This is a genomic window from Pleionea sp. WD8-19 (genome assembly GCF_055326765.1).
Window position 1 is genome coordinate 1 of the sequence record NZ_JBUZOU010000006.1, and the last position, 26,865, is coordinate 26,865.

Here is a 26,865-nt window from a genome sequence, read left to right on the forward strand (position 1 = left end):
GACCGCTTGCAATTCTATATTTGCATTCTTTTTACGGGCTTTCGCTGCTTCATTTAAAATGAAGTCAGCGATGCCGTTTGCACAGTTTCTTAAAGTATCATCATAGCTGATTATATAGCCTGCAGTGACGTCATGTTCTTGGGCCGCATGACCAGCAAGGCGTTTTGCTGTGAGCATGGAATATCCCAACGCTTCAGAAATGGTGAGAAAAGTTCGCCGTAAGTCATGAGCGGTAATCTTGTAGCCGATGACTTCAGAGGCATAGCTAAGAATATCTCGGCAATCTCTAACTCTTCCTAGCTCGCAGACTGGTGAAGGGAATACAAACTCTTCAGAATACTTATATTTTTTCAATTCAGCTAAAATTCGTACAACTTCGTTACTCATCGGCATATATTCACGATCACCAGTTTTAATTGTTTTTCCTTCTGTTACTTCAAGAGCTGATAAGTCAAAGCGTACTCGATTCCATGTTAATCCTGCCATTTGATCCAAACGCCAACCGGTGAGCAACAAGCAGCGGGCTAGGGCCGAGTTTATGACACTTGAACCTAAAAACCTTTCTGACTTTTGCTGATAGTTTTCAACTGCTACCCACCATTTTCCTAAGTCAGGCTTATGTATTAGAGTGCGCTTTCGTGTGGCTTTAGGAGCAATTCTTAGATCGGATAGTACTTCAGTTGGGTTGTTTCCAAATAGTGGATTGCCATCAGTGTCTCGATAAGCTGCTCTGGCATAATTCCAAAGCGTCTTTATATATGCCATAGTTTGCTTAACTGAGCTTTCGGAAAGAGCCTGATTGCTTTCTGAACCGTTTCGTAATTCGCCAGCTAACTTCAAAATGAATTCTCGATTAAATGACGAAAGTTTTTTATCTCGATACTTGGATAATCTTGAGTTTAATTGGACGTTGTAAGTTTCAATAGTTTTATCTTTCCACTTTTTAACTTTTGCTATTTCACTATGAACTTGCTCAAGCGTAAGATCTAATGCCCCTTGTACTTTTAATTCTGCCTTAGCTTGATATTTACCTTCCTTTATTTGGGTTAAAGTCTGTTGCGCTTTTTCTCTGGCAACTTCAGGAATAATTTCATCAACTTCACCCAATGGAACATTGTATTTTTTTCCACCAAATGTTTTGACTAAGTAGTAAGTTCGTCTACCCGAGTGTCGTACATAACAGGCTAAATAAGATAATGAGCGATCCCAGTATTTCGATGGGGCTGTTTTACTGGTTGGTAAAGGCAGTTTTAACAGGGCTTTTTTAGTGAATTGAAATGCGCACGTTTTGTCATTTGGACGTAGTTCGCTCATTAAATCCTCACAGCTTGTTTGATTAGGTCAAAATAAGTTGATAGTGGGTTGAAAGCGCTGCCACACAATCAGTATTTTGGGCTTTAAAAAACAAAAGGATTATTGCACGTCGTGAAAATTGAACGCAATAGAAAAAAAACCAAAATATGAAGATTGGTTTGGATTTTTTATACCCTTTTTGTACCCGTAAATAATTATACGTCTAGATACGACTAGGTACGAAAAGAAACTAAGTAAATTAGGGTTTAGTAGATTAAAGTGTTGTAAAATATAGAAAAATACGTTTCTTTAAGTGTGATGTCGTATAATACAGTTTCCTTGTTAATTGATATGTTATTGAACTTGAAAACCGGCATGGGTTAATAGCCCATCCAGGGTTCGAATCCCTGTCCCTCCGCCAGATTAAATTAAAACCCGGTTATAACTACCGGGTTTTTTTATACCTTTTTTACGGATTATCCTGAAGGTTGTCACTTACAGCTCGATCGGCGTGTTCAAGTACGCATCTCAATGAGCAATTTCTATACAGGCCACCGCCTAAGTCTTGTAACTTTATATACGCGAAATATACTTGAACGTTGATTTTTGTGTAAACCGATAAGTTAAAGCCTCCTAAAATCACTGCTTGAATTGTTCCTGAAAATCTGCTGCTGTCTCTGAGGCAAACATTATTCGTTTAAAGCGTCGCTCTGCGCTAGCATAATGGACTGCCTACGAGCGATATTTAGTCTTCCGTTATGATACTAATTTACCCTGATTTTTTAGTCCTTGATTCATCTATTTTCGTTAAGAGCAATGCTTGCTCATTCGAATGTTGTTTTTAATATCACTAAAGTGTGTTAAATCAGAGTGCTTGTGCTGTCGTAGATATTAAAAAGAAAAACATTCGAGTATTATGTCGAATAGACATCCTAATCTTAAAAGTTTGAGCGACTTTTGTCAGTCAAGCTTTACTTTGTGCCACGCACCAACGCTGTGCATTACAGCTAATAATTCAGTTTTATTGGCGTTTCATGGGCGCCAAAAAAATCAAGCTCGAACTAACATTTGGTATAGTCGCTTTTCAGCAGGCCACTGGCAGCAGCCACAATGTATAGAGTCGATCCAAGGGCTTAGAGTGAGCTGCATGAACCCGGTGCTGTATTTCAACAAGAACTGCAGTGGATATTTTACTCATGAAACGGTTCAATTATTTGTAAAACTGGGAAATAGCCCAAATAACTGGCAAGGTGCAATTGTAAGTAGCCTGGATAATGGTAATCGATGGAGCCTACTTCAATCACTACCGGATGGCTTGCTAGGACCAACGCGTAATCCGCCATTATGTTTAAATGATGGCACGCTTTTGCTTCCTTCAAGTTGTGAGCGTTACGGATTTAGTAAGCCAATACTTGAAACAATTGATAAAGACGGAAAAGGCTCAAAGCACGAACTGCAGTTTAAAATGCAGAAGCTAACCAAGCCAACCCAATTAAATCAGCCCGCTATTGCTCGTCTTAATGAATTACAACTGACAATATATTGCCGCAGTAACCAAGGATATTTGTTTGCGAGTGATAGCTTGGATGGTGGAAAAAATTGGAGTCAGTTTTACCAGTCTCAAATTCCAAATCCTAACAGTGGAATTGCGATTTTTAACGATACCGGTGGCTTTTTTCTTGCTTACAATCCTAGTAAAACCAATCGTTTCGCACTTTGGGTTGCTTACTTTCCATCAAAAGGTGAAGCTAAGATAGTTTTCCAATTACGAAGTGACCGAAAAGCGCTTGCCTATCCAGCATTAACGCGAATTAGTACAAGTCAATTGCTACTTGTATATTCGGTTAATCAGATGTATTTGGAAAGTCGAATAATTAATGTATAACGAAATGATCTAAATTTAATAAAAAGAGAGTACTTGAGTAAACGTAAACAATTGCAGAGGCTTTAATGATTGATGATGATTTCGAATACGTAGCTGGCTCTTCAGGTCGTTTGAATAGGGTAGGTTATTGCTTCTCTTTATCACGAAACCTGGATCCTGAGCAAACAATTTTGGTCTCGGATGCTTCCTATATATTTAAGCATTGGTCACAGTCGCATCGATTTTTACACAAAGTGAGCTATCGGCGTGAGGATATATTGCAGTCTAAGGTAAACGCGCATCATGATCATGTATCAAATATTACCTTTGATCGCTATGAATCAGTGAAGTCAGTAAGTGTCATTGAAACTTGGCAGCTGAATGACTTGGAAATGGTTAAACAGCTGTACGATTGTAAGCTCTATAAAGAGTTCTGCTCGGGTTTTATGTCTAATGAAAAAGAATTTTTTAACGCATTGTTTTCTATTAATAGTGCAGAATCTAATATTGAAATTGCTCAACACTATCAGCTTGAAAAACAGAAAGCATTAGAGTATTTAACGCCAACACTCAACCTTCATAGCTTAAATGTTTATATTGATGCTGACATTATTTGCCAGGAGGAGTTAATAGAGCATGCATTGGTGTTGCCAGATTACCGTGAGCTCATTGACAAAAAGTTGCTCTTCAACAATGCCCCTTATTTAAAACCAGACGAAAGGTTTAAATACCTTTACTTTTTAATTAAACAATCGCTAAAGAAACCTAGTTTTTCGAAGGAACAAAAGTCGAGATTTGTACATTGGTGCTTGTTGCTCAATTTAAATCTTGATTTTATTGTCGGGAAACAGGACAAGGTGAAACTGCCTGCAGAACTTTTATTTGTGTTGTTTTACCTTTGTAAACACAACAACTGGTTTGCGACTTTGTGCGCGCCTCAGTTCGAGTTTGACTCTTCAAACGATATGTGGCACCGGTTATTAGATCGAGCTATCGTATTGCATTCCTACCCAACTTTGAGGCTTTTAAAGGCAAAAGTAGGTGAGTTTAAGGAGGTTGATCAAGCAAGGTTAATATCCTCCGCTCTTGCATCCGGTTGGTCACAAGAAGATATCGCGTTGCTACGTGACTTTTTAGAGTTGTCCGTTACACAGCAGCAAATTCAACAGTTTCAATCAGAGCTGGCAAAGGGCGCTAGTGTTAGTGAAATAGTGCGTTATGGGTTAACGCTCGGTTACGAGTCTTTATTGCCAAAGCTTGGGCAGGATGAGCTTAACAAAGCGATGCTGCAAGCTGCGGAAAATGGCTACGTTGAAATTGTCAAAGTGCTTCATCAACAGGGTGCTGAGTTAAGTTTCTGGGATAACTTTGCTGTCAAATACGCTAATAAGTACCAGTACCGAAGTTTACTCCTATACCTCTTTAGGCATGGCGTTGAAAATCAGTATTTTGAGAGTTTGAGTTCGGGTACTAATGATAGGTTTCTATATTTTGATGTGATGAAAGTCACTCTGGATGAATTGCGATAGTTATTAACGATAAGAGGGTAACTGATACTTAAAACTTTATCGCTGTGGTAGCGAATAAAGGCGTTTGCTGCTTTAAAATACCTGCCTAATTTAAGCTGACGTGTATGCCGTAATAATCGTAACCTCTTTGACGTATACATTACCGGACTTTATTGCGTGGCGTGAGTTAACATTTGGAGTCATTTAAATTTCTAATGTATTGATAATTAAAGGTTAATTAATTTGCCTGCTATCGCAAATGGAGAACTGAAAGCGAATTTTTTGGGGTTAACGACTTGCCAAGGGTTCAAATCATTATCTCTCTCCCAAATTGATCGGCTCTTTTCGCACTTCAATAAAAACCCAATTCTAAGTCAAACACCACGTCCTACAGGGGCTTACCTTCGTATCAGCTTTATCAATATCGGTATATATTTGTGATTGCCTTATCAATAAAAAATGGTAAGCTTGCTTAATTAGCATGAGATCTTTGCTTACAAATCAAAGTCTTGACTAACAAATATTCAAAACCAGACTAAAATAATTCAAAGGTATTTGAATTACGCAGATAAGAATTAGAATTAAGTGTTTCGTGCGTATAATTTAACGATCAGCCTGCCTGATTTTTCAGTAACTTGAAGGTTATACTCCGGCTTATCGTATTGAGCACTGAAATAATAATTGATGAGGTGAAGGTTTGATCAAGGTACTTATCGTCGACGATCACGATCTGGTTCGAACAGGTATTACCCGTTTGTTGGGCGATGTTCAAGGGATTAATGTTGTTGGAGAAGCCGCAAGCGGTGAAGAGGCGATTGCCAAATCAAGAGAATTGAATCCAAACGTCATTTTAATGGATGCCAATATGCCTGGCATAGGAGGTTTGGAAGCAACTCGTAGACTGATCCGCTATGATCCCGATGTAAAAGTGGTTGTCGTCAGTGTTCATGCCGATGAGCCTTACCCTTCACGCTTTATGCAGGCTGGAGCAGCCGGGTATCTGACCAAAGGTGCCGATATTGAAGAGATGGTAATAGCAATTCGTCAGGTTGCTCGAGGTAAACGTTATTTAACACCTGAAATTGCACAACAAATGGCATTAAAGCGATTTGATGACTCCGATGATGATCCGTTTCAAATTTTATCAGAGCGTGAAATGCAAGTGATGATGATGATCACGCAAGGACAAAAAGTACAGCAAATCTCCGATAAGCTCTGTCTGAGCCCAAAAACCGTAAATAGCTATCGCTATCGATTGTTTGAGAAACTCAGTGTCGATAATGATGTTGAGTTGACTCACTTGGCCATACGTCACGGCCTGATTTCCAGTGAAAATATGAAATAACGGGAGTAACGGCCCCGTTACTCCTAATCCCTGTTATGCCTCCTGCTGCCGACTCTCTTTTCGATATACCTGCGTTTTTAGCTCAACTTACTGAAAAGCCAGGTGTTTACCGTATGCTCGATAAAGAGCAACAGGTGATTTACGTCGGTAAAGCCAAAAACCTGAAAAAGCGGGTTTCCAGTTACTTCACCAAGAATGACCAGTCGATAAAAACGCAGGTTATGGTGAAGCAAGTTACCGGTATCGATGTCACCGTGACCAATACCGAGACCGAAGCGTTGTTGCTCGAAAATAACTTAATTAAGCAACTTAAACCACGCTATAACGTGGTGTTCAGAGACGATAAGTCTTACCCCTTTATTTTTTTATCCGGAGGCGAATATCCGCGCCTTTCGTATCATCGCGGTGCAAAAAAAGAAAAAGGCGAATATTTTGGGCCCTTTCCTGGCGCAAGTTCGGTAAGACACAGCCTTTCTTTACTTCAAAAACTGTTTAAAGTTAGGCAGTGTGAAGACTCGGTGTACCGAAATCGGTCTCGACCTTGTTTGCAATATCAAATCAAACGTTGCAAAGCACCCTGTGTTGGGTATGTTTCTGAGTCCGAATACGCTCAGGATGTTGCACTCACAAGACTGTTTTATCAGGGCAAAAGTGAGCAGGTGATTGAGTTATTGCAAGAACAAATGGATCAAGCATCCCAAAACTTAGCTTTTGAAAAAGCGGCCGAAATTCGAGATCAAATCGCAAGTTTACGAAAAGTCGTTAGCAAACAGGTCATTTCAGGTGTTCAAGTGGACCTGGATTTGTTTGCGGTGGGGGTAAAAGCCGGTGTTGCATGCGTTGTCGTACTTTTTATTCGTCAGGGGAAAGTTTTGGGGACGAAGAATTACTTCCCTAAATATTCATCGATTTACTCATCTTCCGAACTGGTTGAAACGTTTATATTGCAGTTTTATCTCTCCGGTCGAGAACTGCCGAAAGAAGTGATCGTCAATGACCCGAATATTGACTCGGCGCTGATTGGTTCCGCCTTATCGTCTATTGCCAAGCGAGGGGTGAAAGTATCGGTGAGTGTGCGAAAAGATCGTGCGGATTGGTTAAAACTGACCCAGCAAAATCTTGAGCAGGCCCTCCAGTCGCGATTGAATTTGCAGACAAATCAAAGCGAAAAATTAGTCGCGTTAAAAAAAGATCTTAAATTGGAAAGTTTACCCGAGCATATGGAGTGTTTTGATATCAGTCATACGATGGGTGAACAAACGGTTGCTTCTTGTGTTGTGTTTACCAATGGAGCTCCGGCCAGAAACAAGTATCGTCGATTTAATATTAAAGATGTTACGCCTGGTGATGATTACGCTGCAATTGCGCAAGCGGTATCGCGAAGATACGCTCGTTTGGTTAAAGAAGAGGGCGCGTTGCCGCAATTAGTCTTGATCGATGGCGGCAAAGGTCAACTGAAAGCCGCGCAAACTGCACTGGATGAGCTTGGGTTATCGGAGTTGGTTGTTGTTAGTGTGGCAAAAGGGACTGAGCGCAAAGCTGGCATGGAACAATTATTCCGACCCGGACAGTCCGTCGCCCAGGTTTTTGAATCGTCTTCACCCTCGTTGCATTTAATCCAGCATATTCGAGACGAAGCGCATCGATTTGCTATTGCTGGGCACAGACACAAACGCTCTAAAGCGAGAACGCGCTCCTGGCTGGAAGAAATTCCTGGGATAGGTCCCAAAAAGCGGCAAGCTTTGCTGAAACACTTTGGTGGCTTACAAAATATCGAAGCGGCATCTTTATCGGATTTACTTAAAGTGAATGGGATCAACAAGGAATTGGCGGAAAAAATTTATGATTATCTGCATGAAGAATGAATTCCGTTATAATGGCGGCTTAATTGAAGTGACTAACTAACAGAACATTGAATGAATATTCCGAATATCTTAACCACCTTTCGAATCTTGATGATCCCGGTGTTTGTGCTGGTGTTTTACTTACCGGTCGATTGGAGCCATAAAGGCGCGGCGTTAATTTTTGCTATAGCCGGTTGGACGGATTGGTTTGATGGCTACATCGCACGCCGATTTAATATGACCTCACCGTTGGGAGCTTTTCTGGATCCCGTGGCCGACAAATTAATGGTTACCATATCCATTGTTTTAATCGTGGAACTTTATGAAACACCTTGGATCGCCGTTCCAGCGTTAGTCATCATAGGACGCGAAATTACTATTACTGCATTACGAGAGTGGATGGCTGAATATGGTAAGAGCGCAGATGTAAAAGTATCGTTTATTGGCAAAGTGAAAACTCTTTGGCAGCTCGGTGCTATATTCTTTTTGATTCTGGGTGGGGCGCAACCTTCAATTTACGATATTTGGGGTTATCCTTTGTTTGTTATTTTGGGCTATTTTTCTCTTTATGTATCAGTTGCTTTAACGCTTTGGTCGATGCTGATCTACGTAAAAGCGGCGTGGCCCTACTTGACATCAAAAGAATTATAAGGATAATGCAGCTCCTCGAAGATGGCTGTAACAGCTTGTTTTTGAACAAAAAACAGTCTCGAATAGAATTCTTCGGAAAAACTAAAATTGGTGCTTGACAGAAAAATTTCACACTGTAAAATGCACCGCACTTAACGACGCGGGAATAGCTCAGTTGGTAGAGCACAACCTTGCCAAGGTTGGGGTCGCGAGTTCGAGTCTCGTTTCCCGCTCCAGTTTCAAAACTTAGGTAAGTTAAGTGATTTATCTGAGTTCGAGCCGGAATGCCGTATCGCACGTTTCCTGCTCCAAGTTCTTAAGTTTGGGCAAGTCTGAATACATTGCTTAAATTGACGTTAAAACCTCGAAACTCCCAAAAAGTCTCGAGGTTTTTTTGACTCAGGGCTGATGAGTTGTAGCGAACCCTGACAAATGGCTGGGTGGCAGAGTGGTTATGCAGCGGACTGCAACTCCGTGTACGCCGGTTCGATTCCGACCCCAGCCTCCATTCTTTTGAAAGGCGCAATGCCCGGGTGGCGAAATTGGTAGACGCAAGGGACTTAAAATCCCTCGGTGGCAACACCGTGCCGGTTCGACTCCGGCCCCGGGCACCATTCTTACAGTTAAGATTCACTAACTTCCGAATATTTCCGAATACTGTTTCCGAATAAAATCCACCTATTTTTCTTTTTTGGGCTTAGATGTGTTTCGTTTTTCTACTTCGGTAGTTTCTTTATTTTCGACTGACTCTACCGTATCAACCACTGGAATTTTTCGATCATAGGTATCGACCTGAGCCAATGTTTTGTGTCCGGAAGCTTGTTGCTTCTTGAATTGATCTCCTTCGAAATCACTGATGCCTTTTGCTTTTATATCGTGAAAGGTGAAATCCAGCTTTTGTTCAGTTGCTTTGCGTGCTCTTTGAATTGCTTTTCGCCAGCGGTCATCGAAAGCGGAAGTTGTAAGCCGTTTTCCTCTTTCCTGATGAATGACGTAGGGACTTAGTGTATTGGGATGAATTTTTTGCGCCTGGTTTATGGCGGCTCTCAATTTAGGCCCCCACCTCTTGATTTGTTTTTTACCTGTTTTGCCTTGCTGAATGAAAACACCTTCTTTTTGCAGTTGATCACGAGTTAATCCCAATACATCACTTTTTCGTGCCATGCACAAGTAACTGATCATCATGCAAACTTTTACGACTGGACAGGCATATTCATAAACCAGACTAAACTCATCGTCGGTAATATATCGATCGCGAGGCCTTTCTTTAAATTTACTAACGCCTTGGCAAGGATTTTTTTCACACTTTCCACGCTGAAACCCCCACTTAAAGACCGCACTCATAAACGCGTGTTCACGATTAGCCTGAACTTGTGAGGAGTGACCGCGTAAATCCATATATTGCCGAATATGTTTCGGCTCAATTTGATTAGGATGCACATTGCCAAAAACCGGTATTACTTTCTTCGAGTATTTCTCGTAATCTTTTTGAGTTGAATACGCTAAAGATGTGAACTTTTCTGATGCAAAATATTCATTAATTAAGCTTTGAAATGCCCCAACATTTGTATTTTGAACGAAAGCTTTTTCGTATTCTGCCCAGACGACTGCTTTTGATGCGGTTAAATCGCACAATCGTATGGTTCGTCCGTTTTTGGGGCGGTACTCATAAGCAGATTTTCCCCGATAAACGCGAGTTGGCATCCATTGATCGGACTTTTTACGGACTCTACCCATGACTCAAAGCCGCAAAATTGGGTTCATTATTAGGTAAAGACGATTGCTGAGATTTTGGGTGGTATACCGCGTGCCAGGTAACAGTGATTGTTCCATCATGTCGATCAATATAAGTGATTCCAGCCTTGTCAAGCACGCGACGTTGAATCAAAGGCTTCACCGCCTTTGTCAATTCAACGATTTCATCGTCGGTGAGTAGCTTAGCCATTACGACCTCTCAATTATTTCACTCAATACTCGCTGCACATTATGAAGCAAAACTATTGCTCCCCCTTGGCGCAATAAACCGAGTGTGCCACACGGTTTATCCAACAACGCACCAAGCCCCCGCGCTACGTCCGCTAACGCGCGCTACGCTTGGCCCACCCCTTTGTTCAATGGTAAGTTCGTACTGTCCATACCTTTATCCCAAGTTTGTAGTGTTGATTTACTGACTCCAAACGGTGCTTATAAGTCTCGTCATCCGGTTTTTTCAGGAGTAACACCACGCCTGGTTTTTTATTGGTATGAAAGGCGTAGTAGAGTGCCTGACCAACAGCTTCTGCCCATTTTTTGGCCCAGTCAAACTCGATGGCATATTCGACCGTTAAACAGTCAACGCGTGTTTTATCCGGCAACCGGTATTCAACGACCCCGAAATCTATGCACCAAACATTTTGATAATCGCGTTCGTATTGTCGTTCATGTAATACGATCTCCATATCCGAAGGGCGGTCGCTTAAGGAACCTCTGGCGAACATTATTATTGGTAAACTACATACAAATAATAAGAACAGCTTCATTCGGGTGCGCCTTTTTTTTAATTGCATGCGTTATTTTCCTCTTAGAATATCCCAAATGTCTTTCAATGTAGGCGTATCTACACATTGTGCGCAGTGGCCGTTGTTTCTTTCGAAAGTGGGAAGAACAATTACTTTGTAGCATTGTTTGCATTGTGTCTTGCTGCCGATTGGCAAGCCACGCTTTTGAGCCTCTTTGCACCATTTATTCCACAATCGATGCTTTGTATAAAGTGCAAGAAGCTTGTTCAGGGCTACGTAACCGGCACCAAATAGAGCAATGGTGAACACCCAGCTGATAGATTCTATAAAGTTCAAGACTTGCCTCTCTTCAATATTATTTTTGCAAATGTTAAAACCAAAGCGAATGATTTTGCCAAACCAAATTCGCCGCTTCACCAATATACCGATTGCAATTCTTATACACGAAAGCATTACGACCGCTTAACCGTCTCACCGGTGAAGCGAGAATGATTGACGAGGTATTAGGTTTAGCAATTTGCGAGATGATGCTTTCTCGCTCGATGCACCTAAATTGAAAACCTAGCAACCGATCAAACCAAAAAATAAGCATGCCCTAGACCTCCATAATGTTAAGCATTTGATCCGTTGTGGCATAGAAACAACGCTTGTTCGGGGGCAAACCCTTGATCGCACAAAGCACTGTAGGTTTTCCACTTCAGTTGTGCCTGCAATTCGATGTATTCCACCAGCAACGCTTTATTCTTCTTCAGGTTTTCCAGATCTGCCAACTGCTGGGTTAACTGGGTTTGAATGCGATGAATGCTCATAGTGGCAGCCTCCGTTAGTAGATTCTTTGTTGCACGCGAGTCAGAGCATTGCACTCACGTGGACTTAATGGAACATCGATCGGTCGCTGTACTAATTGCTGAACTAATCCTAATTCGCGTGCAGTCAGACGATGCGGATTGAGCAGAGCACGATCGATTATTTTTTGCTGTAAAAGTGTCATGGTCGACTCCAGATCTTGTGGGCAATTATTTTTCTGATGCTTGATTGCGGGATCCGAAACAAAGTTGCCAACTCACATTGGGTTGCTTGTCGCGAGTGATACATTTTGCGGATCTGTTCGGCCTTGGTGTAATTCATGTTTTTGTAATAGCGATTCACGTATTCACTCCTTACTTATCGACTTATTCACAACCGCGACCGATGTTACGACCATCCGGTGTGGTGAATTCACGCCAATGTCGCCAACCTTTACTTACCATTAAGCACCTTGGATGTACGTCGGGTTTTCATCAAGTAGCGTTTGCCGCGAAAGGACTTGATCACTAATTCCAAATCACCACTTCGATAGCACCGCTTTTTACCAAACAAGGTGGCGAGCCATAATTCCAGTGGACCCGCTTCCACGGTGTTGATTGCTTCTACCATAAACATGCAGCACCTCATAAAAACAATTGTTGTTGTGGATATTGTTTCTTGGCTTCTTCTTTCACTTTTAAAAAAGTGTTCCAGGATTGCTCGATTGTGCGGTAAAGCTCCTTGTAAGTGGCGCAGGTAAGAAGTTCCTTTTCTACCTGCTCACTGACGCGCTTGCCGACTGGTAAAAATTTACGCATGACTTACTCCTGACTATTGTTATTGTGTGTAAAGCTTTGCAACAGCCAATAACACAGTACTGCCAATAAGAACCACAAAACCCAGGCTGCTAACAAAAAGCTTCCGAGTTCCTGAGTGTTATTCTGCTGCTCTGTACTGGAGATACTTGCTGTGCTAATTGTCAGGGCGACGGTGTGAAATCCTGCACCTAAACGAAGCTTTGAGGCAGGGTGTATCAGGTTGCTCATGCTGTTACACCTCGATGATTTATTGATGCAGGTAGTACTGATTTTTGGCTTTTTGGCCCCTGTTTTTTCGGGAATTGGTCACTTGCTTCCGGATCACCCCATGCGTTATGCGCACGACCCACCCAATTATTAAACTGCTCAAAAAATTCGTGCACGCGCTGTAAGTCGGCATTCGCCTGTTGCAGATCGGACTCCAGGCCGCGCACGGTCATTGGCCGTTTGGCCTGGTTCAAAAACTGTTTTACATGCCGCACTCGATTAACGAACGGTGCGCAAAAGGCGTTTTGGTAGCGATATGCATACTCAAGGTAATAATTTGGGGCTGAGAAAATCGGTTTGCCTTTGTACTTTCCAAGTGGCCAAAGCAGCTCCGCTATCGTTTTCATGGCCATACCTCCAACCCGATCCGCTTTTCTAATGTCACAGGGACTTGTACCAACCGTCGATCGACCAGAAAGCCACTCCCTTTATGTTCGTTAAATGCACCTAGTGATTGGTGTGTGTCTTTTGTAAAGGCCTCGATTCGATGATCGTCTGATTTGATGGACACATCTCCGTACCATTGATGAAGGGTATGCAACCATTGGCCTACCGATTGAAATGCCTTTTGATTCATCACAATGCTCCTGCTTGATGTTTGAGTGCTAACAATCGCCGTGTAGTTTCGGCGCCGAAATAATTCATCCCTTTGTTGGTAATCATTACTTGAGCGTAGCTGTGTGGTTGAACTGGGGTTCGAGTGGTGCCAGTACGATAGACGAAAAGCTCCCGAACGATGTATTTCTGATAAGCGTGCAGTTGACCTTTACGTCGGAACAGAAACCCGGACCGTAACAGTTGCTCGATAAACAGGTTGGGTTTGATGTTGAGTACTTTCGCTGCATCGCGAAGACAAAAAAGTCCGTCCGTGGACACATAGTGGGAAAGAAAAGCGACTGCGCCTCGGCTTTGTTCGATTTCATTCGTTTCTTTGTGTGAACGCTGTTTGATGATGTGAACATACTCATGCAAATTTACTACTTCATATTCAATATTTATTGGAGCAAGTAGATGAAAGTCCTTTAGCACTTGTTTATTCAAGCTGTATTCGTTCGTACTCATCTAACGATTCCTTTTGAAGCGTTTACAATTTTTTATTCAGTAGTACTACTAAGTTGTGAAATTTTCGTTATCACTGGATTTTTCATTGCATCACCTATGACGGCTGTGTTTAATTGGATAGATATACCTTGATAATTTGAGATACAAATAAACATAGGATTTGTTTCCTGAGCAATTGAGGTAACTCGCAATACGAAAAATATCAAAATAGCTATTTGGTAGTAAAATACTACCAAATAGAGTTGAAATCAAGGCATTTATTCGATAATCTTGTGAGAAATTAACAATTAGGTAGCTAATAACGTGTGAATAAAGGAAAAACTGGTAAACTGTGAGCGACTATTTTCTGGCCAGAACTATAGGAGCAAACAAAAATGTCTGAAACCATTCTTTTCTTTATCTTGTCACTATTTGGAAATGGAGCAACTATGCTTCAAGTGGATCAAGCGTGTGTGGAGAAACAAATCGCTTGTGATACTGTAGAGGTTCGATCTGGGGGGGACGGGTCTACACCTCCTGATGACAGACCGAATAAAAGCGGGAGCAATTAGTAGGACATCTAATCTGTTCCCACAATCATAAGGAATAAATGATGGGAACAGTTCAAATACTTAATTTGTTTAGTACTGCCTTATTATGGGTAATTTGTGCATGCTTATTAACTAATTGGCGAAATCGTCCACTTTTTCTATTAACACTGATTGTTTTTCTGGACTGGTTGCTAGGAAAACTGATGTTTGGATTGGTTTGGAATTGGGGGCAAGCTTACTTAACATGGAATTTATGGTGGGTAGGACTTTCTTTCCCGTTTTACTTAGTAGTCTACGTAAAGCTAAATAGTAGATTTCGATCCGACAAAGATATTCAGATTTTAGCTTTAATGCTTGCAACCATGTTCGTTCATTTTATGCAATTTCTCGATTGGAACTTTAATGATGATCAGGTGATGAGGGGGGCTATGATCTATCTTTTGCCACTTATCAACCTATTAATTACTACAGTCCTTGCAAAAGATTCATTCTTCAGATTCTTGGACTTGCTTAGTAAGGCATTCGAAAGAACTGTTAAGCGGTTTAATTCGAACGGTCCGCAGTCTCTAGATACAAAGTACTAACTTACATCGAGGACGACATGACTATTTTTAGCAGCGGAGTATCAATTTCGTTATTGATTTTTTGTGCAGCTGTAGTCTTTTTTGCTGCGATTCGCAAAGAAAGAAAATACAAAAATGAAAAAGCAATTGAGGAGTAATTGCTATGTTAAATATTTGGATATCGCTTATTGTTATTGCTTCTATTTTTATTTTTTCTGCTGGAATGGGTATACAGGCTTTTCTACAAAAGCGAAGAAATAATATTTTACTAAAACAATATTTAAGCCATGTTTCGCGTAAAATCGATAAAGAGCGAGAACAAGAGAATAGACGTTATTCTCACATGCTCGTTATGGAATATTCTCAAATATGCAAAACCCTTAATTTTGCTGAGCAAATGGATACTGAAGCTTTTAATCGAAAGGGGGAATTGTTAGAAGAAATGGTTGAACATGGTTTTCAATGTACGGAATATGAAAAAAGTTCTCAAGGTGAAATAGCGGATAAAAACTTTTTGGAAATTTAGTTTCATCTCAGCAAGATTCCAACTTAGCTAACTAAAAAGGCAATACCAAGGAGCGGAAAATGCGTTTGTTTAGTGTACAATATGCAAATTTGTGTGTTATCTCAAAATAGGTGTTATGTGAACCCACACGACCGAATAAGAGAAGCTAGGATCCATGCAGGGTTATCTCAGAAAGGACTTGCGGAACTAGTTGGAACAACGCAACAACATATATCGCGAATTGAGGCTACGGCAGTGAAAAACGTTAAAGCACAATTGTTTGCAGATGTGCTTAAAGTACCTGTTGAATGGATTTCGTATGGCCAAAATCCACCACATTGGGTTGATTATGGGAGAGAAAATAACTTTAATTCTATAACACAAGAACATCTTTTAACAGCAACTCAACTGCTAATAGATGCCTTTATCACATCAAACCCTAAAATATCTGACGCGTCAAAACTTGATGTAATAAAGAATGCTTCTACAGTATCAATGGCGAAAGCATTGAAAGTTGCTTTGCTAGAAAACATAAAAACAAAAGAAGAACTTAAAAAATTACTTCCTGAGTGTTTTTAAATATTAATGCTCAGTTTTTAACATTTTTTTCAATTGTTGAATACTTATCTACCAGGCACTCATCCCTAAGAATTGTAGTTTCTTTTGGCTATCTGAATTTGGCAGTTGGAATCTGGACTCATTAAAGTTTATTTAACGCAATTCTCATTATGTTCAATAACTTTTCAATCCATCGGAAATAGTTTCAGCAAGTCTTCCTTAGTTTTGCACTTATCTATAAATGCGGTCCGTATCATGCGAGACAATTGAAGTACAGGCACATTGGTAAGCACCTCAATCTTGGCATCATTCGAAATTTTAGGGTTTGAGGTAATCATCGCATCCATGACTACTTGAATAGCTTGGGTAAGTGCTTCCAAATTTTCGGCGCTTAAGCCATGATTTTTAGATATTTCTATCCAATCAGGAGCGTTACGACCTTCTTCGATCCATTCAACCGGTACTTTCAGCGCTTGCGCAAATAAGTTTGACTCAATCTTTTTAATATTTCCATTTTCAAGTTTCGCGATGTGTTGTTGCGACTTACCTATTTTCTCGCCCAACTCTTTCTGTGAGAAACCAAGTAGTTGACGCACGTATCTTATGCGATTGATTTTGTCTCGATTGTCCACCGATTCAGCTCCGATACTACTAAAGGGGGTAATATACCATAAAAAGTGGTATTTGCTCAAACAGCGAGATAATCTGGAATTTATTTCTTAAATAGAATAAAATAACCAAAAAGTAGTGTTATACTACTAAATAGAAACTTATGTCGGATATACTTTATGTTTAGCAACACTATCGAAAAGTGTATTTATTTGTCCGGGAACAAGCAACATGTGCTTGCCAGAAAGCTGGGTGTTACGCAGAAGTTTGTTAGCAAGTATAAAAAGAAGGGGTATTTCCCACCAAAATACTACCTCAAATTAATCAAGGTATTTCCCGGTCAGTTGAGTTTGACGGAACTACATGATGAGTATCACACCCACCAAGGAATAGATTGAAGGAAGGTTTCTCATGCATAAAGTCGTAATTCGAACAATCGGAAAAATTTGGTTTAACAGAGAATCTTGCCAATTAAAAACCGTTGCATCGAAACAACAATTACTAACGGTTAGCAAGTGTGTTCTGATGCATTGCCCGAGGTTATTTGTGAGTTATTTGAAATTACTTAGTTTGATAATCAGGAGGAGTATCTCCAACATCACCAGTCGCAGCCTTAAAGGCGCTATCTGGCGATGTATTGCCATCATTGCCTCCAGAGGTATAGATACCGTCTGGTGGGGTATTTCCACTACCTCCACCAGCAACTTGGTCGCAGACAAAGTTACTAAAGCAATCCTGACTAATTGTGCCAGGCGTACCGAGACTAAATAAGGTAATTAAGATGTAAGTGTAAGACATCGTTGCGGCTTTCCTTAAATTAATATTTGAGGCGATAAAAGAATAACAGCGCCTTGTAAGTGGGGCAACTTATCAAAATTGAAATCTCATTTTTAGACAATTTGTTGCATTAAGCGGCATTGTGTTGAAGGTTTTTTAGTTACAACAATTTGAGTCTTAATTTACTCAAATAACTTGTTGGATATTCCAACTAAACGCGAAGTACCGAAGACGAGGAATTTCATTTTTCAATGAATCACCCAGGATTAGAAAAATGGCTGGCATTGGTTACATCAAATTGTTTCGCAAAATTACCGATTGGGAGTGGTACCACGATACCAACACCTTTCGTCTGTTTGTGCATCTTTTACTAAAAGCAAATCACAAACAAATTAAGTCTAAAGGGCGAATGATAAATCGTGGTCAGCTCGTGACTGGACGAAAGCAATTAGCGTCAGAAACAGGACTCACAGAACGGCAGGTTCGCACTGCAATGGACAAGCTTAAATCGACGAACGAGATTGAAATTGAAGCGACCAACAAGAATTCACTTGTAACTCTTGTTAATTACGGGCTGTATCAAAGTGATACAGAAAAAGCGACCAACCTGCGACCAGCTCTTCCGCCCGACTCCTGTCCATCGAACGCCCAGCAAAACGGCCAAACGAACGACCAGCAAAAAGACCGTGTAAGCGACCAAGAAAATGACCAACACAGTGACCAGCGAAACGACCAGCGACAAGCAGCGCTACAAAACGCGTTGAATAAAAATAGAGACCAACAAAACGACCACGAAGACGACCACGTAAAAGGCAAAGAAATCGACCAGTCCATCGACCAAACGAACGGCCAAAAGATGCGCGAACAACTCGTCACGCAGTCCGTCCATCGAGCGACCACAAACAAGAAGTTAAAGAATAAAGAATTTACTAATACTAGTATGACGACGAACGAAAATTACGAATCGCGGAACGGAAAAATCACCCCATTACGAAATTTCCCCACGCTCCCAAAAAACGAAACCGACACCACCGTGTTTGCCACAGTTCGACAATGGCTTGTTGCACAGTACGGCCAAAAATTTGAACTCGGCAGAATTCTTACCACTTCTACGGTGAAAAAAATTCGTAGTTGGGAAAACGAAACCTGGGCGAAGCGTGAAAACCTTTTTTACATTCTCGATGAAGCGTACCAACGCGCAAGCGAAAAAGATCCCGATCATGTACCTGGCCTTGCGCTTTGCATGGTGGATGACGTACTGAAGTCACAAAATCAAACAAAACAAAAATCTGAATCGTTGCAGTTTGACGACAACCAACTCAGTCAGATGGAGGCGCGAGGCGATGGCAGTTACAAACTCTGAAAAACACATTCCAGACGATCTCAAAGCCTTGTACCAAAAAAGCGCGAGAATCGCTGCTCAACGACCGAAAATTTCAAACCTTGGTGATGTATTGGAAAAATCAGACAATTTTCATAGCGGAATATTTAAGCCGGATAACAACGTGGTAGTGGGCGAAATCCAAAAGCGAATCGAACGCCAATCTGGAAAACCCTTTCAACTCACCCCGAGTGAGTCTTATTGCGATATTCACGGCACATACCCAGACACTTACATCGAAAATGGGATTGAATACGGTGTGCCGTGTTGTCCGAAATGCCGGCAAGAAGTCAGGGCGCTCAAGGCGATGAACGAATCTGTACCAGCGCGATTTAAAAACAAAATCTTTGATGATTTTAAGATCACACACGAAGGACAACAACGTGCTTTGCAAGCCTGCCGCAATTACGTGGAACACTTCGAAAATAACGCAAGAATAGGTCGCTGCATGGTGTTGGTTGGAAACGTAGGAACGGGTAAAAGTTTGCTGGCCAGCATCATGTGCAATGAAATCAGTAAGCAATACCGCATACATCCCCTATACACCACTGCAATGAATATGTTTCGTGCCATTCGCTCGACTTGGTCATCGGGTTCAACCGAAACCGAAGAACAAGTATTGCGACGCTATGCACTCGCACCATTGCTGGTGGTGGACGAAGTGGGCGTACAGTCCGGTAGCGACAACGAGGAAATCTTAATGTACGAAATTGTGAATCGTCGTTACACACTGATGAAACCCATCATCATCTTAGGTAACGGGGATGCAAAAGACATCGAAAAATATTTGGGGGGACGCAGCTTCGACCGTTTACGTGAAAACGGTGGCGGTTTGGTGGCGTTCCATTGGCAATCTCATAGAAACTTGGAGGGTTGAACAATGCAAAAACGGAGTTGTGCGAAACAATTAACACGCGAGGAACTGGTGTATGCCCGTGAGGTACAGCGACAGGGTAAGTCGATTAACTCGATTGCGATGGAACTGAATTATTGCCCCAAGCAGTTTTGGGTTTATTTCAATACTTATCGTCGAGGTGGTTTTGTTGCGGTAGTGAAACGACAAAACGCCAATCGCAATCAATCTCAAAAGCAATCGGTTGATGCTCAACAAACAAAGCGAGAATTGCAAACACTCAAACAAGGTTTGTATTTTCAGCCTCCGGCATTAATTCGAGAGTCGAACTATGCGTAAACGACGGTCGCTGGAAGATGGGGAACAAGGATCGGTTATTCGTTGGGCGCGCACCATTAGGCTACCGAGAAACGATAAATTTGAGGTTGGCAGCACGCTGTTTGATTATTTGTATCACATCCCTAATGGTGGCGGCCGCAGTAAAGTCGAAGCGGGTATTTTGAAGTCGTTAGGTGTTAAAGCCGGTGTCTCCGATTTAAAGCTTAGCATCCCCACTGAACACTATGCTGGCATGTATATCGAAATGAAACCCAACAAGAATCATCGTTCAGTAGTTTCGAGTCTCCAAAAGCAGTGGAAAGATCGAATGAACCGGGTTGGGTATTTGTGTGTGGTAGCACATGGATTTGAGCAAGCGGTGCAATACATTGCGGATTACCTGAAAGAGTATTTAATCATTCCAACAATTAAGACTAGAGCGAGGTGAGTTATGGGGCAGGCAATCGAAAGCGAGACATACGATGAAACACAAGTGGATGTACGCGCTGTCATTCACAATGCGTTGGCAATCAACATGCGAAGCTCCATTGACTATGAAAAATTAGCCGTAGTTGGGGGGATTGATAATAAAGGGTGGTCTAAAAAAGGGGTGCGAGTTCCAGAACATTTGTTGACAGAAGAAGAAAATTCATTCGCCAAAATTGATCGGATCAAAACGCAATTGCCAGCGAGCGGCAAAGAGGGATTTCATAGAGGTGAAAATGATTTAAAGGTGTGGCAACAATTAAAAGCCGGAAAAGTGTTGGCTGCCATTGACCAACTTCCTGATTTGATAGCGTGCTGGTTGCGATATGCTTATGGCCCGCCACAAAGCACCAATACAGATCGAAATCGTTTGGTCGATGCGTTGTATTTAAATTGGAGAAAGCTTTATCCAAACTCACTAGAAGACAACCAGGTGGCGGCACTGGTAGTGTGTGCCTTGGCTGATCGCAGCACCAACGGACGCTTTAAAACCGAACACATTTGTCAGTACGTGGGGCTCAACGCGAAAAACTGGTCCCGGGATTGGGCGCCCAAATATAAGGCGGCCTTCACTAATATGATTGATGACTGGGATTCTATAGGTAAAAAGCGTGTTCGGGCGATACTTAGCAAGTAAGCATTAATTTGGTTAATTCCGACATTCAATTCAATCGGTTAATTTCAGGCATTCACTTCCTGTTTTCTCACCTCAAATGAGGTTAAAAAACAGGAAGATAAAAGTTGAAAATTTCCTTGCTTGCATTGGATTCTAAGAAGTGACTCTCTCCACATCCAATAACTCTCACTTTCTTTTGCTAATTGGCGCTACCCTAACACTTGAAATCTTCATTGACTTTGTGAAGGGAAAAATGTAGCTTTATTTCTATAGTGGGAAAATTACCCACCGAGCAAAACAGATCACTATTCTAATCCTATCCAAAAAGCCCGTTTCTGCCGGGTTTTTTATTGCCTGACGAAAACATGACGACATCCAAATCTTTTCACGACTTACTGATGCTGGTGGGCTCTGGCAGTTTTGGTTTGATCGAACCCAGTAAGGGGAGTGTGGAGTTTATGGATGCGGTGGCGTTGCAGTTGAATAGCCAATTACACATTACCTGGGGTAGCGTGTTGCAACTTATAGCAATTGGTATTGCGTTGCTGGGGTTGTACTTCCGCATTCGTGACTGGAAATCGGATAGCAAAAGAAAACAATAACATGATTATTGAGCGTGCAATTCTACCCGGACAACATGGAGTGTTTGGAACTATTCTCTCTGCAAGTGGCGAGCTTTTGAGTTATTCGGTGGAACGTGAGTGGGCGAACAATATACCGAAGAAGTCGTGTATACCGAATGGGACTTACGTACTGCATTCGTACTATTTTAATCGCGGTGGCTATCAAACTTTTGCTTTAAACAATCCTGCATTAAACGTTCGGATCAAAGAAGTGACGAGTCAGCCATCAATCCGATGGGGATGCTGCTTTCACAAAGCCAATTTCCCATGGCAATTATTAGGTTGTGTGTCTCCGGTAACCACTATTGATTATCTCTATTCAAAGCAAAAAAGCCGATCATTTTTGGCTGGATTAGATTCGAAAAGTGCTCTAAAGCGTGTTCTGGAATACTTGCAAGATTCGGGTGATCGAATGTGCGTCATTCGATCAAAGTCCGCCGATTTTTCTCTGGGTGTTGCCTGAATTCTGTTGTATCAGGCATTTTTTATGGCTGTTTCCTTATGTTCAAACTCAATTTGAAAGCACAGTTGTTGGCTTTTTTTGCATTTATAACTTTAGCGCTCAGTACCTGGGTGCGAAGTTTACGACGAGACAAGGCGAAGCTTAAACAGCAGCGCGATGCAGCCCAACGACGCGCAAATGCCGAGCAAAAAATGAAAGAAGTTTATCAGGAAACCGAAGTTGAAGAGGTGCAGCATGTTGAAACGGTTAAAGCTGATCTGCAACGCGGCGGTCGCGGTTATTTTTCTGAGTAGCTGTTGTACCGCACCTATACCGCCGGTAAAAATTCTATTACCCCCACAAATAAATTCAGCACTCCCTAAGCTCACAGCAAAACAGGATGCTGCAATAGAAGATGAAACCTATAAAATTCTGGTGACACGCGAAGCGATTCTGAAAGCTCGTAACACGCGACTTAGAGCCTTGATTGAGCAACACAATGCGACTCTTGAACCTGAACAATAACTTCTTTCGTCCTGCCAAATGTAGCGAGGCAAATCATGAAAAAGAATCCTGCCAAAAGTAAAACCATTAACTTTGGTTTGTTGTTAATTATTTTAACTTATGTTCAAGAACACGCACCAGCGCTGGAAGTTTTACTGAAGGAGTACACTCAAGCTTTCACTTTTTTTGTTGGGCTGTTGGTGATCATTTTGCGTTTTAGAACCAAAGAACCCGTGGGTGTTTCTTTTCCCCAATCTAACAATAACCGCTTTCGACATTAGTTTAGAGCGTGCGAGGTTTAACCTATGTCTGCAATGAGTGATTATTTGGAAAATGCGTTACTGGACCATGTGTTTCGGGGTATTGCCTACAATGCTCCTGCCACTTTATACGTAGCGCTGTTCACGACTGCTGCCGGTGATGCCGGCGGTGGTGTTGAAGTGAATGGTGGTAGTTACGTGCGTGTTGCGGTCGCTTCCAATCAAACCAATTGGAACAACACACAAGGCAATACCACCGGTGCAAGCAACGGGAGCGATGGCACTATTGAAAACGCGGTTGAAATTGCATTTCCTGCACCGACAGCCGACTGGGGACAAGTTACGGCCTGGGGGATTTTTGATGCAGCAACAGGTGGTAACCTGCTTTTGCATGCCGCTTTAAATACCCCGAAAACGATTAACAACGGTGATGCCGCACCGCGTTTTCCCATTGGTTCGCTGTCTAACCAAATCGATAATTAGTGGCGCCTGCAATGGGTTGAACTTTCGATGCCTCGTGCACTAATAGACTGCTGTAACAATACCGGCAAATCCTTTACTGATGGTAATGCCTGGAATGAAATGCGGTTGCATTATGTGCACGGGAGTTACCCGTTAGTCATTAACGACGCGGATGGTTCTGGCGCAACCGGCTGGTCGTTTGCGGTTACTGATAATTTTGAAACGCGATTAGCGGTTACGACTAGTAGCAGTGCTTATGATGCGGTCGCTATTAGTGAAGCCTGGCGTTTAAATGATTCTGAAGCGCCAGCACAAGTTGTTTTTTCGGGGCTAGACAACACCAAGCGTTACACCATCATCCTGTTTGGTCTGGGTGATCCAACCTACGATACGGGTTTGGAAATCACCATTAACGGGGTGACTCAATCACTGATTTCTTCATCGAATGCAGCTTATAACGATGACGATCACACGGTGACTTTTACGAACGTGCAACCGTCAAACGGTTCGATCACGCTTGATTTTGTTCTTATCACAGGTATGTTGTTCGGGTACTTCAGCCTGATCGACATTGAACAATTTGACGCAACCGGTGATACAACCCCACCGGTGGTGACTCCACCCAGCAATGATTTAACGATTACGTTTCCAAACGGTAGTGGTGGTGTCGCTCACAACGACACTCGCGTCACCGATTGGTTAGCGACTGCCTCTGCAACGGAAGAAACCACACCAGCGAATCCTACTGTTAGCAACAACTTGAATGCTCTGGCCGATCCAATTCCGGCCGGTACGCACGTTATTACGTTCAGTGCGACAGATGATGCCGGTAATACAGGAACGGCTACGGCCAACTTGGTGTTTACAGAAGCGGCAGCGGATACAACTCCACCTATGGTGAATCCTCCGGGTGATACCACCATTTATTTTCCAAATGGAAATTCGGGTTTAGCGCACAATAGTGTCGAGTTGTTGGATTGGTTGGATTTGGCCAGTGCTACTGATGAAACGGCACCGGCTCAACCAACTGTTAGCCATGATATTTCGGCATTAGCTGATCCGATACCGGTCGGTACTTATACGATAACTTTCAGTGCTTCTGATGATGCGGGTAATACGGGAACAGCAAGCAGTGAGTTGACAGTTGCTGAGGCGGCAGCGGTTACGGATTATTTTTTATCGCCGAGTGGCTCGGATACTAACGATGGTTTAAGTGAAGCCACGCCCTGGCAAACCTTTGCACACGCATTTGCGAACATGGGTGGAGGGAATCGTCTTCGATTGTTGGATGGCAACTACGATCGCAATTCCACGGGTGTGATGCGTGAGGTGGATACGGGAGGTAACCCAATTCCCAATTCTGCGCAACCACCGAGTGGGATCGGACGCGGGCAACGAACGATTGTTTCAGCCCTAAATCCTGGTGGTGTGACACTAACCGAAGAAGGAGTGGGCACCAGTCCGTTGATGTTGGGACGCTCAACTCGAAAAGATTCATACATCGAAATAGATGGATTGCGTTTAATTGGTGGGTTTAGTTTCTTCAACACCAGTTACAATATAATCAAAAATTGTTTCAGTCGTGGGCCTGCCAGTATTGGCACCAATGATCATGCGAACGGTAATACCGATAACCTGGTACAAGATGTTTGGGTGACCACGAATAATCGGCGCATTCCGGCAATTAATTATCGCGCACATCGCAACGTATGGCGTCGAGTATTGGTACGCAATGAGGGCTGTGATGTAGCAGGGTGTGAAGTAGCACCAGTAGCTGATCCATCTGTTTCGATTACGGTGTATGAATCACAGGATGTGTCGAAGCAAAACTGTTTTGTGGTTGATCGTTTGATCAGAAACGATGTGCCTTATTCGGATTTTGCCACCGCACAACATACTAACAATGTGGATTTGTATTTAGCACGCAACGAATGGTTAGGTTGTTTATCCGTTAATTCTTCCGATCAAGGATTTCATTTTGAAGCTGATTACATCGATAACAGCGGGTCTCCGGTTTGGACATTAAAACATTGTGTGACGGTAACCACGGACGGTACCGCAGGCATGAACATTGGCAATACTCCGTTCAACTATGACAGTGGTAATCCGGCACCGAGTGTTATTGAAAACGCGACGAATATTTTAAATCCAGCTACCGGTAATGCGAGTGGAATACGTGTATCGCCTCAGCAAATTAATGTGACAGCTCGAAACTCATTAAGTGCGCATAGCACACGAACCGGCTACAACATGAATGGTTCTACGGTTGAAAACTCGGTGGCTTACAATCCGGGTGCTACAGAAGGAAACTTTGACGCCGCAAACCTGGTGGGAACGAATGTTTCGCTTGCAACGGATCCATTAACCGACGGTTCGATTTTATATCCAGTGCGCATTGAAGCGGGTTCGCCTGTTGCAAATGCAATTGCAGGTCAGGAGGTTGGAGCTAATCTTGAAAACCGTTATGGGTTGGATGATTCGATTTATGGTGATCCGGGTTATCACGATTTAACGTCGACTCCGCTTTGGCCATGGCCCAATGAAGATCGTATTCTCGCAGATTTCCGCGAATATAACGATTACGGTTTTGCTGCGACGGGAGCAACGTCTATTGATGGTTCCGCGCAAACCCTGACGAAGTACGTTTGGGAACAATATGGAAATCAAATTCCACCCGAAGTATACGCAAATACTTATCCTGATGTGGCAGGTGATGCTCAAAGTAGTGCTATATCGACGGCTTCACTTACAACAGAAATTCCGTTAGAGGGTTCAAGCCTGTCACTAAGTGATGCCAGTGCTACGTTACACAATAACATCAACTTTAACGGTGTAGCGGCATCGGCTAGCGTCATCGATGGCGAGCTCCTTGCACAAATTGTTTTTACTGCAAGCAGTTTAAGTGAAGCTTTGGCAACTGCCGAATTGAATAACGATATCACTTTGTCAGGAGAGGGCGTCAGTCAAACTGAATTACTTGCCGATTTAATGGTTGGAGACGTTCTGTCGGGTATTGCCGTGGCCGACAGCTTTGCTGATGCTGATTTATCGATTGATATTACGCTCAATGGTGCGGCGCTCTCTGCTGTTCTCGCTGAGGCTGAACTACAATCGGGAAGCAGTGAATTGAGTGGAAACGCAACAGCGACATGGGTTTCATCCGGTAATTTGCAATCGGATATTCCGATATCCGGCATTGCACTGAGTCTATCCGAAGCAAATGGCGGTTTGTCGATACACCTTGAATTGAGTGGCGAAGCGTTTTCACAAATGGATGCAAGTGTTGATTTAGTGACACAGATCCAGATGAATGCGACGGCCGTGATGAATGCTTTCACTTCTGCATCATTGAACTTAAGTGAAGCGGTACTTTTGGAAATGGCAGAAATGGATAAGTTGGACTTCTCGATCCACTACGGTCACGTGGATTTTTCTTGAGTGACAGGCAAAATGGATCAACCAA

At 42.4% G+C, this 26,865-nt stretch carries 35 protein-coding genes and 3 tRNA genes; 22 read left to right on the forward strand and 16 right to left on the reverse strand.

The window, feature by feature from the left end; all coding sequences use genetic code 11:
* The coding region (locus ACTUJY_RS08715) for a tyrosine-type recombinase/integrase (protein WP_463615695.1) at window positions 1–1,314 on the reverse strand (1,314 nt) is incomplete at its 3' end.
* A gap of 895 nt (window positions 1,315–2,209) precedes the next feature.
* Between ACTUJY_RS08715 and ACTUJY_RS08720 the strand changes: the two genes are divergently transcribed.
* The 8 genes from ACTUJY_RS08720 (at window position 2,210) to ACTUJY_RS08755 (ending at window position 9,098) form a co-directional block, all read left to right on the forward strand.
* The gene (locus tag ACTUJY_RS08720; protein WP_463615696.1) at window positions 2,210–3,178 is read left to right on the forward strand and encodes an exo-alpha-sialidase; all 969 of its coding nucleotides are present in this window, start codon (window positions 2,210–2,212) and stop codon (window positions 3,176–3,178) included.
* A 65-nt stretch (window positions 3,179–3,243) separates the two neighbouring features.
* Window positions 3,244–4,686 (forward strand): hypothetical protein, encoded by a 1,443-nt coding sequence (locus tag ACTUJY_RS08725; RefSeq protein WP_463615697.1) that lies wholly within the window; start codon window positions 3,244–3,246, stop codon window positions 4,684–4,686.
* A gap of 676 nt (window positions 4,687–5,362) precedes the next feature.
* Window positions 5,363–6,010: a UvrY/SirA/GacA family response regulator transcription factor gene (uvrY, locus tag ACTUJY_RS08730; protein WP_463615698.1), complete on the forward strand. Its 648-nt coding sequence runs from the start codon at window positions 5,363–5,365 to the stop codon at window positions 6,008–6,010.
* Window positions 6,011–6,045: 35 nt separating this feature from the next.
* The gene (uvrC, locus tag ACTUJY_RS08735) at window positions 6,046–7,875 is read left to right on the forward strand and encodes an excinuclease ABC subunit UvrC (protein WP_463615699.1); all 1,830 of its coding nucleotides are present in this window, start codon (window positions 6,046–6,048) and stop codon (window positions 7,873–7,875) included.
* Between the two features lie 51 nt (window positions 7,876–7,926).
* On the forward strand, window positions 7,927–8,505 hold the full coding sequence (gene pgsA / locus ACTUJY_RS08740; protein WP_463615700.1) for a CDP-diacylglycerol--glycerol-3-phosphate 3-phosphatidyltransferase: 579 nt from the start codon (window positions 7,927–7,929) through the stop codon (window positions 8,503–8,505).
* A gap of 139 nt (window positions 8,506–8,644) precedes the next feature.
* A tRNA-Gly gene (locus ACTUJY_RS08745) sits at window positions 8,645–8,720 on the forward strand.
* Between the two features lie 198 nt (window positions 8,721–8,918).
* Window positions 8,919–8,992 (forward strand) — tRNA-Cys (locus ACTUJY_RS08750).
* Window positions 8,993–9,011: 19 nt separating this feature from the next.
* Window positions 9,012–9,098 (forward strand) — tRNA-Leu (locus ACTUJY_RS08755).
* Window positions 9,099–9,162: 64 nt separating this feature from the next.
* Here ACTUJY_RS08755 and ACTUJY_RS08760 read toward each other — a convergent pair.
* The 13 genes from ACTUJY_RS08760 to ACTUJY_RS08820 all read right to left on the reverse strand — a co-directional run bounded on the left by ACTUJY_RS08760 (window position 9,163) and on the right by ACTUJY_RS08820 (window position 13,915).
* Window positions 9,163–10,221 (reverse strand): tyrosine-type recombinase/integrase, encoded by a 1,059-nt coding sequence (locus tag ACTUJY_RS08760; protein ID WP_463615701.1) that lies wholly within the window; start codon window positions 10,219–10,221, stop codon window positions 9,163–9,165.
* A complete protein-coding gene (locus ACTUJY_RS08765) occupies window positions 10,214–10,429 on the reverse strand; it encodes a DUF4224 domain-containing protein (RefSeq protein WP_463615702.1) in 216 nt (71 codons plus the stop codon). The genes ACTUJY_RS08760 and ACTUJY_RS08765 overlap by 8 nt, the downstream gene beginning before the upstream one ends.
* Before the next feature lie 166 nt (window positions 10,430–10,595).
* A complete protein-coding gene (locus ACTUJY_RS08770) occupies window positions 10,596–11,030 on the reverse strand; it encodes a hypothetical protein (protein ID WP_463615703.1) in 435 nt (144 codons plus the stop codon).
* Window positions 11,031–11,033: 3 nt separating this feature from the next.
* Complete coding sequence (locus ACTUJY_RS08775) at window positions 11,034–11,435, reverse strand: hypothetical protein (protein ID WP_463615704.1); 402 nt, start codon at window positions 11,433–11,435, stop codon at window positions 11,034–11,036.
* 158 nt (window positions 11,436–11,593) lie between these two features.
* Window positions 11,594–11,791 (reverse strand): hypothetical protein, encoded by a 198-nt coding sequence (locus ACTUJY_RS08780; protein WP_463615705.1) that lies wholly within the window; start codon window positions 11,789–11,791, stop codon window positions 11,594–11,596.
* Window positions 11,792–11,805: 14 nt separating this feature from the next.
* Entirely contained in the window at window positions 11,806–11,973 is a 168-nt protein-coding gene (locus ACTUJY_RS08785) for a hypothetical protein (protein ID WP_463615706.1), read from the reverse strand.
* The gene (locus ACTUJY_RS08790; RefSeq protein ID WP_463615707.1) at window positions 11,970–12,131 is read right to left on the reverse strand and encodes a hypothetical protein; all 162 of its coding nucleotides are present in this window, start codon (window positions 12,129–12,131) and stop codon (window positions 11,970–11,972) included. The genes ACTUJY_RS08785 and ACTUJY_RS08790 overlap by 4 nt, the downstream gene beginning before the upstream one ends.
* Window positions 12,132–12,221: 90 nt before the next feature.
* Window positions 12,222–12,398 (reverse strand): hypothetical protein, encoded by a 177-nt coding sequence (locus ACTUJY_RS08795; protein WP_463615708.1) that lies wholly within the window; start codon window positions 12,396–12,398, stop codon window positions 12,222–12,224.
* Window positions 12,399–12,412: 14 nt separating this feature from the next.
* Entirely contained in the window at window positions 12,413–12,586 is a 174-nt protein-coding gene (locus tag ACTUJY_RS08800; RefSeq protein WP_463615709.1) for a hypothetical protein, read from the reverse strand.
* Window positions 12,587–12,589: 3 nt separating this feature from the next.
* Entirely contained in the window at window positions 12,590–12,814 is a 225-nt protein-coding gene (locus tag ACTUJY_RS08805; RefSeq protein ID WP_463615710.1) for a hypothetical protein, read from the reverse strand.
* Complete coding sequence (locus ACTUJY_RS08810) at window positions 12,811–13,200, reverse strand: hypothetical protein (RefSeq protein WP_463615711.1); 390 nt, start codon at window positions 13,198–13,200, stop codon at window positions 12,811–12,813. The genes ACTUJY_RS08805 and ACTUJY_RS08810 overlap by 4 nt, the downstream gene beginning before the upstream one ends.
* Window positions 13,197–13,430, reverse strand: coding sequence for a hypothetical protein (locus tag ACTUJY_RS08815; protein WP_463615712.1), 234 nt, complete (start codon window positions 13,428–13,430; stop codon window positions 13,197–13,199). The genes ACTUJY_RS08810 and ACTUJY_RS08815 overlap by 4 nt, the downstream gene beginning before the upstream one ends.
* Complete coding sequence (locus ACTUJY_RS08820) at window positions 13,430–13,915, reverse strand: phage antirepressor KilAC domain-containing protein (protein ID WP_463615713.1); 486 nt, start codon at window positions 13,913–13,915, stop codon at window positions 13,430–13,432. The genes ACTUJY_RS08815 and ACTUJY_RS08820 overlap by 1 nt, the downstream gene beginning before the upstream one ends.
* Window positions 13,916–15,171: 1,256 nt before the next feature.
* Between ACTUJY_RS08820 and ACTUJY_RS08825 the strand changes: the two genes are divergently transcribed.
* Complete coding sequence (locus tag ACTUJY_RS08825; protein ID WP_463615714.1) at window positions 15,172–15,534, forward strand: hypothetical protein; 363 nt, start codon at window positions 15,172–15,174, stop codon at window positions 15,532–15,534.
* A gap of 117 nt (window positions 15,535–15,651) precedes the next feature.
* Window positions 15,652–16,092: a helix-turn-helix transcriptional regulator gene (locus tag ACTUJY_RS08830; RefSeq protein ID WP_463615715.1), complete on the forward strand. Its 441-nt coding sequence runs from the start codon at window positions 15,652–15,654 to the stop codon at window positions 16,090–16,092.
* A gap of 164 nt (window positions 16,093–16,256) precedes the next feature.
* Here the strand turns inward: ACTUJY_RS08830 and ACTUJY_RS08835 are convergent, their stop codons facing one another.
* Together ACTUJY_RS08835 and ACTUJY_RS08840 are read right to left on the reverse strand one after the other, a co-directional pair.
* On the reverse strand, window positions 16,257–16,703 hold the full coding sequence (locus tag ACTUJY_RS08835; protein WP_463615716.1) for a helix-turn-helix domain-containing protein: 447 nt from the start codon (window positions 16,701–16,703) through the stop codon (window positions 16,257–16,259).
* Window positions 16,704–17,241: 538 nt separating this feature from the next.
* A complete protein-coding gene (locus tag ACTUJY_RS08840) occupies window positions 17,242–17,478 on the reverse strand; it encodes a hypothetical protein (RefSeq protein ID WP_463615717.1) in 237 nt (78 codons plus the stop codon).
* 253 nt (window positions 17,479–17,731) lie between these two features.
* Between ACTUJY_RS08840 and ACTUJY_RS08845 the strand changes: the two genes are divergently transcribed.
* The 12 genes from ACTUJY_RS08845 (at window position 17,732) to ACTUJY_RS08900 (ending at window position 26,840) form a co-directional block, all read left to right on the forward strand.
* Window positions 17,732–18,820, forward strand: coding sequence for a hypothetical protein (locus ACTUJY_RS08845; protein ID WP_463615718.1), 1,089 nt, complete (start codon window positions 17,732–17,734; stop codon window positions 18,818–18,820).
* Window positions 18,801–19,715 carry an ATP-binding protein gene (locus ACTUJY_RS08850; protein WP_463615719.1) on the forward strand — a complete coding sequence of 305 codons (915 nt, stop codon included), beginning with the start codon at window positions 18,801–18,803 and terminating at the stop codon, window positions 19,713–19,715. The genes ACTUJY_RS08845 and ACTUJY_RS08850 overlap by 20 nt, the downstream gene beginning before the upstream one ends.
* 3 nt (window positions 19,716–19,718) lie before the next feature.
* A complete protein-coding gene (locus tag ACTUJY_RS08855; RefSeq protein ID WP_463615720.1) occupies window positions 19,719–20,030 on the forward strand; it encodes a hypothetical protein in 312 nt (103 codons plus the stop codon).
* Complete coding sequence (locus ACTUJY_RS08860; protein WP_463615721.1) at window positions 20,023–20,457, forward strand: VRR-NUC domain-containing protein; 435 nt, start codon at window positions 20,023–20,025, stop codon at window positions 20,455–20,457. Before ACTUJY_RS08855 ends, ACTUJY_RS08860 begins: the two co-directional genes overlap by 8 nt.
* Before the next feature lie 3 nt (window positions 20,458–20,460).
* Window positions 20,461–21,132: a hypothetical protein gene (locus tag ACTUJY_RS08865; RefSeq protein WP_463615722.1), complete on the forward strand. Its 672-nt coding sequence runs from the start codon at window positions 20,461–20,463 to the stop codon at window positions 21,130–21,132.
* 344 nt (window positions 21,133–21,476) lie between these two features.
* Entirely contained in the window at window positions 21,477–21,713 is a 237-nt protein-coding gene (locus tag ACTUJY_RS08870; protein ID WP_463615723.1) for a hypothetical protein, read from the forward strand.
* A 1-nt stretch (window position 21,714) separates the two neighbouring features.
* The gene (locus tag ACTUJY_RS08875) at window positions 21,715–22,197 is read left to right on the forward strand and encodes a DUF5675 family protein (RefSeq protein ID WP_463615724.1); all 483 of its coding nucleotides are present in this window, start codon (window positions 21,715–21,717) and stop codon (window positions 22,195–22,197) included.
* A gap of 38 nt (window positions 22,198–22,235) precedes the next feature.
* A complete protein-coding gene (locus tag ACTUJY_RS08880; RefSeq protein ID WP_463615725.1) occupies window positions 22,236–22,490 on the forward strand; it encodes a hypothetical protein in 255 nt (84 codons plus the stop codon).
* Window positions 22,432–22,701: a hypothetical protein gene (locus tag ACTUJY_RS08885; protein ID WP_463615726.1), complete on the forward strand. Its 270-nt coding sequence runs from the start codon at window positions 22,432–22,434 to the stop codon at window positions 22,699–22,701. Before ACTUJY_RS08880 ends, ACTUJY_RS08885 begins: the two co-directional genes overlap by 59 nt.
* A 35-nt stretch (window positions 22,702–22,736) precedes the next feature.
* The gene (locus ACTUJY_RS08890) at window positions 22,737–22,961 is read left to right on the forward strand and encodes a hypothetical protein (protein WP_463615727.1); all 225 of its coding nucleotides are present in this window, start codon (window positions 22,737–22,739) and stop codon (window positions 22,959–22,961) included.
* Window positions 22,962–22,985: 24 nt separating this feature from the next.
* Window positions 22,986–23,423 carry a phage tail fiber protein gene (locus ACTUJY_RS08895; RefSeq protein WP_463615728.1) on the forward strand — a complete coding sequence of 146 codons (438 nt, stop codon included), beginning with the start codon at window positions 22,986–22,988 and terminating at the stop codon, window positions 23,421–23,423.
* Window positions 23,424–23,450: 27 nt separating this feature from the next.
* The gene (locus ACTUJY_RS08900) at window positions 23,451–26,840 is read left to right on the forward strand and encodes a hypothetical protein (protein ID WP_463615729.1); all 3,390 of its coding nucleotides are present in this window, start codon (window positions 23,451–23,453) and stop codon (window positions 26,838–26,840) included.
* Window positions 26,841–26,865 lie beyond the last annotated feature (25 nt).

Coding starts and splice junctions, on each gene's coding strand:
- ACTUJY_RS08720 (WP_463615696.1), top strand. CDS start 2,210: ATGTCGAATAGACATCCTAATCTTAAAAGTTTGAGCGACTTTTGTCAG.
- ACTUJY_RS08725 (WP_463615697.1), top strand. CDS start 3,244: ATGATTGATGATGATTTCGAATACGTAGCTGGCTCTTCAGGTCGTTTG.
- uvrC (WP_463615699.1), top strand. CDS start 6,046: ATGCCTCCTGCTGCCGACTCTCTTTTCGATATACCTGCGTTTTTAGCT.
- pgsA (WP_463615700.1), top strand. CDS start 7,927: ATGAATATTCCGAATATCTTAACCACCTTTCGAATCTTGATGATCCCG.
- ACTUJY_RS08760 (WP_463615701.1), bottom strand. CDS start 10,221: ATGGGTAGAGTCCGTAAAAAGTCCGATCAATGGATGCCAACTCGCGTT.
- ACTUJY_RS08765 (WP_463615702.1), bottom strand. CDS start 10,429: ATGGCTAAGCTACTCACCGACGATGAAATCGTTGAATTGACAAAGGCG.
- ACTUJY_RS08770 (WP_463615703.1), bottom strand. CDS start 11,030: ATGCAATTAAAAAAAAGGCGCACCCGAATGAAGCTGTTCTTATTATTT.
- ACTUJY_RS08775 (WP_463615704.1), bottom strand. CDS start 11,435: ATGCTTTCGTGTATAAGAATTGCAATCGGTATATTGGTGAAGCGGCGA.
- ACTUJY_RS08780 (WP_463615705.1), bottom strand. CDS start 11,791: ATGAGCATTCATCGCATTCAAACCCAGTTAACCCAGCAGTTGGCAGAT.
- ACTUJY_RS08785 (WP_463615706.1), bottom strand. CDS start 11,973: ATGACACTTTTACAGCAAAAAATAATCGATCGTGCTCTGCTCAATCCG.
- ACTUJY_RS08795 (WP_463615708.1), bottom strand. CDS start 12,398: ATGGTAGAAGCAATCAACACCGTGGAAGCGGGTCCACTGGAATTATGG.
- ACTUJY_RS08800 (WP_463615709.1), bottom strand. CDS start 12,586: ATGCGTAAATTTTTACCAGTCGGCAAGCGCGTCAGTGAGCAGGTAGAA.
- ACTUJY_RS08805 (WP_463615710.1), bottom strand. CDS start 12,814: ATGAGCAACCTGATACACCCTGCCTCAAAGCTTCGTTTAGGTGCAGGA.
- ACTUJY_RS08810 (WP_463615711.1), bottom strand. CDS start 13,200: ATGAAAACGATAGCGGAGCTGCTTTGGCCACTTGGAAAGTACAAAGGC.
- ACTUJY_RS08815 (WP_463615712.1), bottom strand. CDS start 13,430: ATGAATCAAAAGGCATTTCAATCGGTAGGCCAATGGTTGCATACCCTT.
- ACTUJY_RS08820 (WP_463615713.1), bottom strand. CDS start 13,915: ATGAGTACGAACGAATACAGCTTGAATAAACAAGTGCTAAAGGACTTT.
- ACTUJY_RS08825 (WP_463615714.1), top strand. CDS start 15,172: ATGTTAAATATTTGGATATCGCTTATTGTTATTGCTTCTATTTTTATT.
- ACTUJY_RS08840 (WP_463615717.1), bottom strand. CDS start 17,478: ATGTCTTACACTTACATCTTAATTACCTTATTTAGTCTCGGTACGCCT.
- ACTUJY_RS08845 (WP_463615718.1), top strand. CDS start 17,732: ATGGCTGGCATTGGTTACATCAAATTGTTTCGCAAAATTACCGATTGG.
- ACTUJY_RS08850 (WP_463615719.1), top strand. CDS start 18,801: ATGGCAGTTACAAACTCTGAAAAACACATTCCAGACGATCTCAAAGCC.
- ACTUJY_RS08855 (WP_463615720.1), top strand. CDS start 19,719: ATGCAAAAACGGAGTTGTGCGAAACAATTAACACGCGAGGAACTGGTG.
- ACTUJY_RS08860 (WP_463615721.1), top strand. CDS start 20,023: ATGCGTAAACGACGGTCGCTGGAAGATGGGGAACAAGGATCGGTTATT.
- ACTUJY_RS08865 (WP_463615722.1), top strand. CDS start 20,461: ATGGGGCAGGCAATCGAAAGCGAGACATACGATGAAACACAAGTGGAT.
- ACTUJY_RS08870 (WP_463615723.1), top strand. CDS start 21,477: ATGACGACATCCAAATCTTTTCACGACTTACTGATGCTGGTGGGCTCT.
- ACTUJY_RS08875 (WP_463615724.1), top strand. CDS start 21,715: ATGATTATTGAGCGTGCAATTCTACCCGGACAACATGGAGTGTTTGGA.
- ACTUJY_RS08880 (WP_463615725.1), top strand. CDS start 22,236: ATGTTCAAACTCAATTTGAAAGCACAGTTGTTGGCTTTTTTTGCATTT.
- ACTUJY_RS08885 (WP_463615726.1), top strand. CDS start 22,432: ATGTTGAAACGGTTAAAGCTGATCTGCAACGCGGCGGTCGCGGTTATT.
- ACTUJY_RS08890 (WP_463615727.1), top strand. CDS start 22,737: ATGAAAAAGAATCCTGCCAAAAGTAAAACCATTAACTTTGGTTTGTTG.
- ACTUJY_RS08895 (WP_463615728.1), top strand. CDS start 22,986: ATGTCTGCAATGAGTGATTATTTGGAAAATGCGTTACTGGACCATGTG.
- ACTUJY_RS08900 (WP_463615729.1), top strand. CDS start 23,451: ATGCCTCGTGCACTAATAGACTGCTGTAACAATACCGGCAAATCCTTT.